Origin of the sequence: Sulfitobacter rhodophyticola (assembly GCF_041281685.2) — a bacterium.
In the GTDB taxonomy this organism is placed as follows: domain Bacteria; phylum Pseudomonadota; class Alphaproteobacteria; order Rhodobacterales; family Rhodobacteraceae; genus Sulfitobacter.
Genome location: NZ_CP166251.2, coordinates 595,494 through 607,653, shown reverse-complemented (window position 1 = coordinate 607,653; position 12,160 = coordinate 595,494). Strand labels below are relative to the sequence as shown.

Annotated in this window: 13 protein-coding genes; 11 read left to right on the top strand and 2 right to left on the bottom strand. The window is 60.2% G+C overall.

Going from position 1 to position 12,160, the window contains the following annotated elements; all coding sequences use genetic code 11:
• The first annotated feature begins 66 nt into the window (after window positions 1-66).
• From AB4X18_RS04005 to AB4X18_RS03985, 5 genes are all read left to right on the top strand, one after another.
• Entirely contained in the window at window positions 67-1,425 is a 1,359-nt protein-coding gene (locus tag AB4X18_RS04005; protein WP_370402390.1) for a selenium-binding family protein, read from the top strand.
• Between the two features lie 5 nt (window positions 1,426-1,430).
• Window positions 1,431-1,790 carry a 2Fe-2S iron-sulfur cluster-binding protein gene (locus AB4X18_RS04000; RefSeq protein WP_370402389.1) on the top strand — a complete coding sequence of 120 codons (360 nt, stop codon included), beginning with the start codon at window positions 1,431-1,433 and terminating at the stop codon, window positions 1,788-1,790.
• Between the two features lie 3 nt (window positions 1,791-1,793).
• Window positions 1,794-2,258, top strand: a complete 465-nt coding sequence (locus AB4X18_RS03995) for a CoA-binding protein (protein WP_370402388.1) — start codon at window positions 1,794-1,796, stop codon at window positions 2,256-2,258.
• Window positions 2,259-2,297: 39 nt separating this feature from the next.
• On the top strand, window positions 2,298-2,687 hold the full coding sequence (locus AB4X18_RS03990; RefSeq protein ID WP_370402387.1) for a rhodanese-like domain-containing protein: 390 nt from the start codon (window positions 2,298-2,300) through the stop codon (window positions 2,685-2,687).
• A 329-nt stretch (window positions 2,688-3,016) separates the two neighbouring features.
• Complete coding sequence (locus AB4X18_RS03985; protein WP_370402386.1) at window positions 3,017-4,171, top strand: glycine cleavage T C-terminal barrel domain-containing protein; 1,155 nt, start codon at window positions 3,017-3,019, stop codon at window positions 4,169-4,171.
• A 407-nt stretch (window positions 4,172-4,578) separates the two neighbouring features.
• Here the strand turns inward: AB4X18_RS03985 and AB4X18_RS03980 are convergent, their stop codons facing one another.
• Complete coding sequence (locus tag AB4X18_RS03980) at window positions 4,579-5,148, bottom strand: TlpA disulfide reductase family protein (RefSeq protein ID WP_432817107.1); 570 nt, start codon at window positions 5,146-5,148, stop codon at window positions 4,579-4,581.
• Window positions 5,149-5,171: 23 nt separating this feature from the next.
• On the opposite strand from AB4X18_RS03980, the gene argH reads away from it, so the two are divergent.
• From argH to AB4X18_RS03950, 6 genes are read left to right on the top strand one after another with little or no spacing between them, the layout of a single operon-like run.
• Entirely contained in the window at window positions 5,172-6,563 is a 1,392-nt protein-coding gene (gene argH, locus AB4X18_RS03975) for an argininosuccinate lyase (RefSeq protein WP_370402385.1), read from the top strand.
• On the top strand, window positions 6,560-6,739 hold the full coding sequence (locus tag AB4X18_RS03970) for a hypothetical protein (RefSeq protein WP_370402384.1): 180 nt from the start codon (window positions 6,560-6,562) through the stop codon (window positions 6,737-6,739). Before argH ends, AB4X18_RS03970 begins: the two co-directional genes overlap by 4 nt.
• Window positions 6,739-6,903, top strand: coding sequence for a hypothetical protein (locus tag AB4X18_RS03965; RefSeq protein ID WP_370402383.1), 165 nt, complete (start codon window positions 6,739-6,741; stop codon window positions 6,901-6,903). Before AB4X18_RS03970 ends, AB4X18_RS03965 begins: the two co-directional genes overlap by 1 nt.
• A 1-nt stretch (window position 6,904) precedes the next feature.
• Window positions 6,905-7,222, top strand: a complete 318-nt coding sequence (locus AB4X18_RS03960) for a DUF2834 domain-containing protein (RefSeq protein WP_370402382.1) — start codon at window positions 6,905-6,907, stop codon at window positions 7,220-7,222.
• A 32-nt stretch (window positions 7,223-7,254) separates the two neighbouring features.
• Window positions 7,255-8,520 carry a diaminopimelate decarboxylase gene (lysA, locus tag AB4X18_RS03955; RefSeq protein WP_370402381.1) on the top strand — a complete coding sequence of 422 codons (1,266 nt, stop codon included), beginning with the start codon at window positions 7,255-7,257 and terminating at the stop codon, window positions 8,518-8,520.
• Window positions 8,521-8,570: 50 nt separating this feature from the next.
• A complete protein-coding gene (locus AB4X18_RS03950) occupies window positions 8,571-11,204 on the top strand; it encodes a TIGR02302 family protein (RefSeq protein ID WP_370402380.1) in 2,634 nt (877 codons plus the stop codon).
• A gap of 57 nt (window positions 11,205-11,261) precedes the next feature.
• Here AB4X18_RS03950 and AB4X18_RS03945 read toward each other — a convergent pair whose 3' ends face one another.
• Entirely contained in the window at window positions 11,262-12,146 is an 885-nt protein-coding gene (locus tag AB4X18_RS03945) for a zinc-ribbon domain-containing protein (protein WP_432817106.1), read from the bottom strand.
• Between the last annotated feature and the right edge of the window lie 14 nt (window positions 12,147-12,160).

The window sequence follows — 12,160 nt, the reverse complement described above, 5'->3', positions numbered from 1 at the left end:
TTTGCCTTGTGAGAATCTACTTATCGAAGTACGAGAATCGCAATATGATCGCAAGGGAGGAATGTGATGATGGACGGTGCATGCTGCGGGCCGGGCTACGCCAGCCCCGCCGAGGCCATCAAGGCCCCCCGCGAGAAACTGCTTTATACAATTGCCATCTACACCGGCACAGGCATCCAGAAACCGGACTATCTTGCGACAGTTGATGCTGACCCCGACAGCCCGACCTATAGCCAAGTGATCCACCGCCTTGAGATGCCGGGCATTGGGGACGAATTGCACCATATGGGGTGGAACGCATGTTCGTCGTGCCATGATGACGCGGGTATGTCGCGCAAGTACCTGCTGGTGCCCGGCGTGCGGTCAAACAACATCCATGTCATCGACACAGCCACTGACCCCTTTGCGCCACGCTTGCACAAAATCATCGACGGGGCCGAAATAAAGTCAAAGACAAATCTAAGCGGGCCGCACACCGTGCATTGCCTGGGCTCGGAAATCATCATCTCTTTCCTCGGCGACGCGCAGGGTGAAGCGCCCGGCGGATACCTGCATCTCAACAAGGATTTCGAGATCGTCGGGCGCTGGGAAGAAACCATGGGCGACATCCCGTTCAGCTATGATTTCTGGTATCAGCCGCGGCACAACGTGATGGTGTCATCCGAATGGGCCGCGCCAAATACATTCATGCCGGGCTTTGATCTGGAAGAGGTTGGACACCTGAAATACGGTCGCCGCCTGCACATCTGGGACTTCGAGGCGCGCAAGCCGGTTGAGACCATGTATTTGGGCGAGGACGGTTTGATCCCACTGGAGGTCAAGTTCCACCACAATCCTGAAAGCACCCACGGCTTTTGCGGCGCAGCCCTGTCAGCCAACGTGATCCATTTCTGGAAATCGGATGCGGGCAAGTGGGAGTGGGAAAAGATCATCGACATCGAGAACGAGCCGCACCCCGAATGGCCGATCCCCATTCCCGGCGTCATGAGCGCGATCCTTGTCTCGATGGACGACAAGTACCTCTATCTGAACAACTGGCTGCACGGCGACATGCGCCAATACGACATCAGCGATCCACACAATCCGGTGCTGACTGGGCAAGTCTACATGGGGGGGCTGCTGGGCAAAGCGCCGGTGGTCAACGGCGTCAAAGTCGCGGGTGGGCCGCAGATGTATCAACTTTCGCTCGACGGTAAGCGGCTCTATGTCACCACCTCGCTTTTCAGCACATGGGACAACCAGTTCTACCCCGAGATCCGCACCCAGGGCGGTGTCATGGTGATGATCGACTGCGATGTAGAAAACGGTGGCATGAAGATCAATGAGGATTTTATCGTCGATTTTGGCAAGGAACCCAATGGTCCGAGCCGATGCCACGAAACCCGCTATCCCGGTGGCGACTGCACCAGCGATATCTGGCTTTGAGCGAGATGCGCACCATCACAATCGCCAACCGCGAAGACGCAACTTATCAGGTTGAGGCGCGTCGCCCGCTGCTCGACACCCTGCGTGAACAAGGCGTCGACCTGCCTTACGGTTGCAAATACGGTGGCTGCATAACCTGCGCGGCCAAGCTGACTGCCGGTGAGGTGGATCAGCGTAGGCAGGTGGCTCTCAACAATCGTCAGATCAACAATGGCTACGTCCTGCTTTGTGTCGCCCGTGCTATCACCGACTGCACGTTGGAAATCGGTGTGGAAAGCCACGACAAACTCTACCGCAACCCATTCCTCGACCCGCTGGAGCCGCACGAGCTTAAGGCGGGAATTGCAATCCCAAGGGAGGTTTGATCCATGCCCGCTACTGCTCTGGACGCGCTCTATGATTACGATCCGAAATACCTCGCCGGTATCCTCAAATCGGTAAAGACCATTGCCATGGTCGGGGCCAGCGCCGACAAGACCAAGTTCAGCTATGGCGTCCTGCGGGTACTGCACGAAACGGGCTACGACATGATTCCGGTGAACCCCAACCCGAAACTCAAGGAAATCCGGGGCATTCCGGTCTATCATTCGCTGGAAGACATCGACCGTCCGGTCGATATGGTCGAAGTCTTTCGCCCAAAGGAAGAATTCTACGGCATCGCTGAAAAGGCAATAGCCATCGGTGCGAAAGTGTTGTGGGGGCAAATCGACGTCTACGACGATGCAGCCGCGAAAATGGCAGAAGACGCCGGTCTGCATGTGGTGATGAACCGTTGCCCCAAAATCGAGCTGTTCCGGCCGTTCTGGAAGCCACGCCTTGACCTTCAGATTTGACGGAAGCGCCCTAATGCCATCCAAAAAAGGAACCCGGAAATGCCGCAGACCATTACCAAGACGTCCAAAGACATCGTGAAAGAGGCAATGGCGGATGTGCCCGCAATCAGTGCTGAGGCGGCGATGGGCCTGATCGGCGCGCCCGATCATGTCTTCGTCGATCTGCGCGATGGCACGGAACAGGCGAAGACCGGCATCATTCCCGGTGCGGTCGCATCGTCGCGCGGCATGTTGGAATTTCACATCGATCCCGACAGCCCGGCACACAAACCCGAATTCAATCAGGACAAGACCTATGTCTTTTACTGCGCATCCGGCGGACGGTCGGCCATGGCGGCGAAGGTGGCCATGCAGATGGGCCTTTCGCCCGTCGTGAACTTGTCGGGCGGTGTCGGCGCGTGGAAAAAGGCCGGGGGCAGATTGGAGTAAGTCATGGCCGGAACACTGGAAAACAACAGCCTCATCCTCCGCAGAGATCAAGACGGCATCGCCGTCCTGAGGCTGAACGCCCCCAAATTTATCAACGCCCTGTCAGATGCGATGCAGGCACCATTGCCCCTATTATGGGATTTGGCAAAGCTAAGTGACCGAAGGCGAATTGTTCGCCCACGCCAATAAAAGCTTGCAGGATACATGCGTCCAAAAAAGTGATCTTCGGCGAACTGCCCAAAACAACCACCGGGAAGATCCGGAAAAAAGAACTTCGCGATCTGGTTCGCCAGAAAGCCTGACCCACAACCCCTGACTGGATACATATCATGGCCCACGAACTAGACTTTGCCGAATTCAGTTTCGGCACCCAGGTCCGCAAATCCCCCTATTCTGACGCCGCACTACGTTGGGGTGCCAAGGGCTTTTCGGTCTACAATCACATGTACATCCCCCGCGATTTCGGCTGTTCAACAACGAACTTCTGGAATTTGGTCAATGAGGCGATTCTATGCGACGTATCGGTTGAGCGCCAGGTCGAGATCAAGGGACCGGATGCCGCGAAATTCACCCAGATGCTCACATGTCGTGACCTGTCCAAATGCCAGGTCGGACAGTGCAAATATGTGATCCTCACCGATCAGGACGGAGGCATCATCAATGACCCGATCCTGCTGAAATTGGCCGAGGATCGTTTCTGGCTTTCCATCGCTGACAGTGACGTGTTGCTGTGGGCCCGTGGCGTGGCATTGAATTCCGGGATGGATGTCGAGATCAGCGAACCCGACGTCTCGCCCCTGCAGTTGCAGGGCCCCAAATCACGCGAGGTGCTGCGTGCAGCCTTTGGCGATGCCCCGACAGACCTGAAGTACTATTGGTTCATGGAATACGATTGGGACGGCGTTCCCCTGATCATTTCCCGCACCGGCTGGTCGAGCGAACTGGGCTACGAGATTTTCCTGTGCGACGGATCGGCCGGGGACAGGCTTTGGGAACATATCATGGCCGCGGGCGGACCGCTGGGCCTCAAGCCGGGCCACACCTCCAGCATCCGCCGAATTGAAGCGGGCATGTTGTCGTATCATGCCGACATGAACCTGGCGAACAATCCCTACGAGCTGAATATGGACCGGCTGGTCAATCTGGATATGGAGGCGGATTTCATCGGCAAGGCGGCGCTTACCCGGATCAAGGAACAGGGAGTCTCGCAGCGCCTTGTGGGCCTTGAGATTGAGGGGGATCCATTCGTCGGCTCTAATGATTATTTCTGGCCGGTCATGAAAGATGGCGCACAGGTCGGAACAGTGACCTCAGCGATCTATTCCCCTCGGCTTGACAAGAATATCGCGCTAGGACTGCTGGGTGTTGAACATTCGGGCATTGGAACAGAGCTTAAGGTGGATAAACTGGGCGAAACGCGAGGCGCAATTATCGTGCCGATCCCGTTTCACGACCCCAAAAAGTCAATCGCTGTCGCGAGTTGAGTACACTCGAACACCGGCATGGCCACCACTGCATGAGATCCTTTCGCTCGGGCAAAGATACAATTGCCGTAGTTCGCTTCGTCGCGTTGAGAGCATGGATGAGAGAGGGTGCTGGCTGAAGCGAACCTAAGAGCTGCCGCTGCGAGTCGTCGATTTGTCCACCTCTTTCGAGTGCAAACGCCAGGTCGTGAAAATGGGCGGTTTGGATCAGACGTCCGAATCGAGTAAACAATGTCCGCTTCCGCGACATCGGTTGAAACGCTGCAAGAAGCACGCCTCATGTGCGAACCGATGCCGCGCCAGCAACGAGGAAAAACCTAAGGTCTGCTTTGTCCCGCAAACCCACGATCCGCCACCAACAACAAATACAATAGCGAAATTCACGCACCTTCAACGAACACGGGAAATCAGCCTTCCGCCCCATCCCCGATCAGCGTCTTGATAATCGCCACGGCACTGTCGCTGTGCCAGTTTGCATCGCCCCGCATCCGCGCGATCTCGCGGCCTTCGGGGTCTATGATCACGGTGATCGGCAGGCCGAAGACACCCATCTGGCTGGCCAGCGTCTGCTTGGGGTCCTGATGGCGCGGCAGATTGCTGACACCTGCTTCCGCAAAGAACTTCTTGATGCCTTCGGGGGAATTGCGGCCTGTTGCGATGGTCAGCACTTCGAAATCATCACCGCCCAGTTCCTTTTGAAGCGCGTCGAGTTCCGGCATTTCCTTGCGGCAAGGGGCGCACCACGTTGCCCAAAAATTCAGCAGGACATACTTGCCCCGGTAATCCTCCAAGGTGCCTTTGCCGGCCCCATCTTCCAGATCAAACGCAGCGCTTGAGGTGGCCACGGGCGTGCCATGCACCACCAGCTTTTTCATATCGCCGGTGCGCAGCTGAAGGATGTCCTCGCCCCCCGCCAAGGCAGGGTTTGCACCCGCGAGAAGGGCCGTATACACGAAAGCCAACAGCAGTTTCTTCATTTTCCCCTCCAAAGGGCAGCACGATGAGCGACAAAGACGCAAACAAGATGTGGGGCGGCCGTTTCGCCGCCGGTCCCGATGCGATCATGGAGGCAATTAACGCCTCGATCGGGTTCGACAAGCGGATGGCAGCGCAGGACATTGCCGGTTCACGTGCCCATGCCGCCATGTTGGCCGACACAGGCATCGTTGAGCGTAGCGATGCGGAGGCGATCAGGGAAGGCTTGCTCACGATCTTGTCAGAGATCGAGGCAGGCGATTTCGCGTTTTCGACGGCCTTGGAAGACATTCACATGAATGTGGAAGCGCGGCTGAAAGACCTGATCGGGGAGCCTGCGGGCCGCCTGCACACCGCGCGCAGCCGCAACGACCAGGTCGCCACCGATTTCAAGCTTTGGGTGCGCGACCAGTTGGACGCGTTTGAGGCCGGATTGCTGGCGTTGATCACGGCCTTGATCGGGCAGGCAGAGGCCGGGGCGGACTGGGTCATGCCGGGGTTTACCCACCTGCAAACCGCGCAGCCTGTCACATGGGGCCACCACATGATGGCCTACGTAGAGATGTTTGGCCGCGATCTGGGCCGGGTACGTGATGCGCGGGCGCGGATGAACGAAAGCCCGCTGGGGGCCGCGGCGCTGGCGGGCACGTCCTTTCCCATCGACCGCGACGTGACGGCACAGGCGCTGGGCTTTGACCGCCCTGCCGCCAACAGCCTGGACGCCGTCAGCGACCGGGATTTCGCGCTGGAGTTTCTGTCCTGCGCCAGCATTTGCGCGATGCATCTGAGCCGCTTTGCGGAGGAGCTGGTGATCTGGTCGTCGGCCCAATTCCGATTTGTTACTCTGTCGGACCGGTTCTCCACCGGGTCCAGTATCATGCCGCAAAAAAAGAACCCGGACGCTGCTGAACTGATCCGGGCCAAGGTGGGGCGGATATTTGGGGCGCAGACAGCACTGATGATGGTGATGAAGGGTTTGCCGCTAGCCTATTCAAAGGACATGCAGGAGGACAAGGAACAGGTGTTCGACGCCGCCGACAACCTGATGCTGGCGCTGGCGGCGATGGACGGCATGGTGCGCGACATGACCGCCAACCGCGACTGCCTTGCGGCGGCAGCAGGCAGCGGCTTTTCCACCGCGACCGATCTGGCCGACTGGCTGGTGCGGGTGCTGGGCCTGCCGTTCCGCGACGCACATCACATCACTGGCAGCCTTGTGGGTATGGCGGAAAAGGCGGGCTGCGACCTTCCCGATCTGACCTTGGCGCAGATGAAATCGGTGCACGATGGGATAACCGGGGATGTTTTTGACGTGCTGGGCGTGGAAAATTCGGTAAACTCACGTATGTCTTACGGAGGGACCGCGCCCGAACAGGTGCGCCGCCAAGTGCAACGCTGGAAGGAAATTCTGGGATGAGAGTACTCGTCGCGATGATGGCTCTGGCCGCGGTTGCTGCCTGCGGCGCGGACGGGGAGCCGATCCAGCCCACGATGAACAGCACGATCACCCTGTCCAATCACGGCATCGGAGCCACGACGCATGTCGCCGCGACCCGGGGGCCCGTCACGTTCGGATTGGGACTGGGGCTGTGATGCGCGGTGCGCTTCTTCTGGCGCTGGTTGGAGCCTTGAGCGCCTGTGGCGGGCCACCACCGCAACCGGGCGACAGGGTTCATCCCCGGCATGGGCCGATCATACCCGAACCCGGTGTCACCATTTCAGGTGATCTGCGTGTCGGCGTGGTGGGATCGTTCTAGGATGTCACCCTTGCGCATGATCTTCCTTGCCCTCGCGATCTGGGGTGCCATCCACCCGATGTATTACTTCATCAGCTGGTTCAACGAAAACGGCTATGACCTGATGGCCATGGTCGATGCCTGGCATGTCAACGCTGCGGCCAGCGGGCTGGTCTGGGATCTGACCATCGCGGCTGTCACGCTGACGGTCTGGATCGTCGCGGAAGTCGCGGTGCGGCGGAACTGGCTGGCCCTGATCGCCATCCCCGCGACGTTTTGCATCGGGGTGTCTTGCGGCTTGCCGCTGTACCTGTTCTTGAGGTCAGCGCCCGTCAAATAGGCGGCACCGGGGTATTTAGGGCCAAAAAGACTATGGATCATTTCCTGTACCGCGACGGCGCGCTTTACGCCGAAGACGTCGCCATTACCGACATTGCGGCTGCAGTTGGCACGCCTTTCTACGTCTATTCAACCGCGACGCTGCTGCGGCATTTCCGGCTGTTCGATGAAGCGCTGGCGGGGATGGACCATTTGGTATGCTATGCGATGAAAGCCAACTCCAATCAGGCCGTCTTGCGGACGCTGGCGCAGGCGGGCGCGGGTATGGATGTGGTGTCAGGCGGCGAATATCGCCGCGCGCGCGCCGCCGGTGTGCCAGGAGAGCGGATCGTTTTTTCCGGCGTCGGAAAGACGCGGGATGAGATCAGACTGGCGCTTGAAGGCGGCATTCGCCAGTTCAACGTCGAAAGTGAGCCGGAAATGGCCGTGCTGGACGCCGAGGCGCAGGCGCTGGGACTGCGCGCGCCCATCACTGTGCGCGTGAACCCGGATGTCGATGCCAAGACCCACGCCAAGATCGCCACCGGCAAATCCGAGAACAAGTTCGGCATCCCCATATCCCGCGCGCGGGAGGTATACGCCATGGCCGCTGCCATGCCGGGGCTGGAGGTCATCGGCGTCGATGTGCACATCGGCAGCCAGCTGACCGATCTTGAACCTTACCGCCTCGCGTATCGCAAGGTGGCCGAACTCACGGAACAACTGCGTGCCGACGGCCACACCATCACCCGCCTCGACCTCGGTGGCGGCCTCGGCATCCCCTATGAGCGGAGCAATGCCGACCCGCCATTGCCCTCCGACTACGGTCAGGTCGTGCGCGAGGAATTGGGTCATTTAGGCTGCGAGATCGAGATCGAGCCGGGGCGCCTGATCGCGGGTAACGCGGGGCTGATGGTCAGCGAAGTGATTTATGTCAAATCCGGCGAAGGCCGCGATTTCCTGATCCTCGATAGTGCAATGAATGACCTTATCCGGCCAGCCATGTATGAGGCATATCACGATATCATCCCGGTGATCGAACCGGAGGCGGGGGTCGAAATGCAACCCATCGACATCGTCGGCCCGGTCTGCGAATCCGGTGATACCTTTGCCAAAGAGCGCATGATGCCCCTCCTGAAAGCCGGCGATCTGGCGGCTTTCCGGTCCGCGGGTGCCTATGGCGCGGTGATGTCCAGCGAATACAACTCGCGCCCGCTGATTCCGGAAGTATTGGTGCACGGGGATCAATTTGCGGTTATTCGCGCACGTCCGACCTTTGACGAAATGATAAATCGCGATACCATTCCTGAATGGCTTTAGGTGGCTGACCCATCGGGACAGGCTGATTTGCCACGACAAAAGGGACGCGCATGACCGCATTCACGCCAAATGACCTTCGCCGCGCCTTGCGCGATCTGCGCTGGCCGCTGCGCCTGACGTGGGCCGGCATGCTGTCCGAACGTCTGGTGCAGGCCTTGTGGCCGCTGATGACGATTTGCCTTCTTGTGCTGTCGGCGCTGATGCTGGGCTTGCAGGATCACGTGATGATCGAACTGGTGTGGTCTGGCATTGTGCTGGCGACCCTTGGTGGCATCGCGGCGTTGGTCTATGCGCTGCGCATCTTCAGGCTGCCGTCGTGGGATGACGCGATGGCGCGGCTGGATGACAGCATGCCCGGTCGGCCCATTCAGGCGATGCTGGACGATCAGGCGATCGGCGACACCGATGAGGCGTCAATCGCCGTGTGGCGTGCGCACAAGGCGCGCATGGCGACCCGTGCGGCCAGTGCAAAAGCGGTTCCGGGTGATCTGCGCGTGTCGAAACGCGATCCCTTTGCCCTGCGCTACGTCGCAGTACTGGCCTTTGCCATGGCGCTGCTGTTCGGTTCGATTTGGCGCGTGGGCTCCGTCACGGAGATGGTGCCGGGTGGCATGGCGCAAGCCTCTGGCCCGGTCTGGGAAGGCTGGGCAGAGCCGCCGCGTTATACCGGCTTGCCGACGCTTTATCTGAACGATCTTGAAGCAGGCGCGCTGGACCTGCCGGAAGGGACACTGATCACGCTGCGCTTTTATGGTGACGTGGGTGCGCTGACGCTGGCGGAAACCGTGTCCGGGCGCACGGGCGATTTGCCTGCCGCGTCGGATACGGCGCAGGATTTCACCGTGCTGCAGGATGGCAGCATCGCAATCTCTGGTCCCGGCGGGCGTGCATGGGATATCACCCTGCGCCCCGATGATGCGCCGGAAGTGGAGCTGCTTGGCGCGCCTGATGTTGCCGCATTGGGTGAGATGCGGCTGCCCTTTGCTGCACAGGATGACTACGGCGTCGAAGCAGGTGAGGCACGCATTTCCCTTGATCTGGCTGCGGTCACCCGCCGTTACGGTCTGACCGTCGATCCCGACCCGCGCGCGGAGATTGTCGTGCCCCTCCCCATGCCGATCTCCGGCGACCGCGCCGCGTTCGAAGAGAACATGATCGAGGATTTTTCCAGACACCCTTGGGCGAACCTTCCGGTGCAGATCAGCCTCAGCGTACTGGATGCTGCTGAGCAATCCGGCGAGACGGGGCCGAGCGAACTGATCCTGCCCGGACGGCGTTTCTTTGCGCCCGCAGCCGCCGCAGTCATCGAGATGCGCCGCGATCTTTTGTGGTCGAAAAGCAATACACCGCGCATCGCGCAGGTATTGCGCGCGGTTAGCTATAAACCCGAGGATGCCTTTCGCTCCCAGACGACGGCGCTGCGTTTGCGCGGTGTGATCGAACGGCTTGAACTGCACGCCAACTACGGCCTCAGCGACGAGGTGCAGGAGGATCTGGCCGAAGACCTTTGGGGGCTGGCGATTGAACTGGAAGAAGGCGTGTTGGCCGATGCGCTGGAACGTATGCGGCGCGCGCAGGACCGCCTTGAAGAAGCGATGAAAAACGGCGCCAGCGACGAGGAAATCGCGGAACTGATGGACGAATTGCGTCGCGCGACGGAGGAATACCTCCAGCAGTTGCAGCGCCAGCAGGCGCAGGAACGTGAACAGAACGGCGACCAGCAGGGCCAGCAGCAGCAACAGGGCGAAGGCATGCAGATGACGCAGGATGACCTGCAGCGCATGATGGACCGCATTCAGGAGTTGATGGAGCAGGGCCGGATGGCGGAGGCCGAACAGGCGCTGAAGGAACTTCAGGAGCTGATGGAAAACATGCGCGTTACCGAGGGCCAGCAGGGTCAGGGCGGGCAGTCTCCGGGTGAACAGGCCATGGAAGGCTTGGCCGATACCCTGCGCCAGCAGCAAGGGCTGAGCGATCAGGCCTTCCGCGACCTTCAGGAGCAATTCAATCCCGGTGCGAATGCAGGTGAATCGCAAGGCAACGAAGGCCGCAACGGCGGTCAGGGCCGGGGACAAAGCCACGAAGGCCAGCAGGGTCAGGGACAGGGCAGCGACGGTGAACGGCAAGGCCAGAACGGCCAGCAGCCGATGCCCGAAGGCGGTGAACAGGGCGAAGGATTTGGCAAGGGCGAAGAAGGTCTCGCCCAACGCCAGCAAGCCCTGCGCGACGAATTGCGCCGCCAGCAACAAAATCTGCCCGGACAGGGCACGCCGGAAGGTGATGCCGCGCGCGATGCGTTGGACCGCGCAGGGCGTGCGATGGACGATGCGGAGGAAGCCCTGCGCAACGACAATCTGGCAGAGGCGATTGATAACCAGTCACAAGCCATGGAAGCGCTGCGCGAAGGGATGCGGGCCTTGGGCGATGCGATGGCCCAACAAGAACAGAACCAGCAGCCCGGTCAGGGCACTGCGGAATCGGACCGCCGCGCGGACAACCGCGATCCACTGGGCCGGGATCAGGGCGGCAGCGGGGCTAACAGTACCGATGCGCCGCTCGCTCAGGGGCCGGGTGGATCGGAACGGGCGCGGCGGCTGCTGGATGAAATTCGCCGCCGCTCGGGCGAGACCCAGCGTCCAGAGGTGGAGCGCGATTATCTCAACCGCTTGCTTGAACGGTTCTGATCCGGCCTCGCCACGTCAGGATCGGGCTACGGGCAGGTCTTGCACCCAAGACGGCGCTTAATTCGTTGATTGTGCTGCCTTGTCGTTCAGCCAGTTGCCGATGGCCTCAAGCTGTCCATCCAACCACATGCGCATCCCATCGACCCACGCGACGAAGCCGGACAGCATCGGATCAAGCTGTGGCACCGCGTTCGCCAATTGCGGTGCGAAGACGTAGATCAGCGTGCCAATCACAAACAGTACGACGATCAGCAGAAAACCGGAGCGGAACCCGCTGCGCTTACGCGGCAGCGGCGCGTCCTCTTCTTCGGAATAGTTTGCATCGTCCTCGTATTGATCTTCGCTGCGCAGGGTTGAATTGATCTCCTCGATATCGGGCAGCAATTCACGACGGGATGACACGGCCGCGCCAGCAAGGTCCGCTTCGGGTACAGGTTCTCCGCGCATCCGCGCCATACGGCTGCGCGCCTGGGATGACCGTGTGTCCGCGTCATCCGGATCGTCGGAGGCGTTTGTGTCATTCTCCGCGTCATGCGCCGGGACGTACCCGTCGTCGGTCTCCGGCCGCTCCGCCTGATCGAGGCCCAAATCGGGCTGGCTTTCCAGCGGGTCCTGATCGGCCTCCTGACGGCGCTTGCGCGCCTCGTGTTCGGCTTCTGCCTCCTGCCGCAGGATGTCGGCCACGGCCGGATCCAGCTCCCGTTGAATCGGCTTCGGAGGTATCGGCGGTGGCGGGGGGGCGACCTCCTCATCGGGGTCGGGTGTATCTGGTTCTTGCAGCAGTTCTTCGAGGTCCTCTGCCTCTTCCTCGGGCAGGTGATCGGGATGATGCTGGAACCATGTCTGACCGCAATTGGAGCACTGAACATCGCGACCTGACGTCGGAACGACGTCATCCGGGACTTCATATTGGGCGTCGCAATTGGGGCAGGTCAGCCTCATCTTGTATTCCGTTG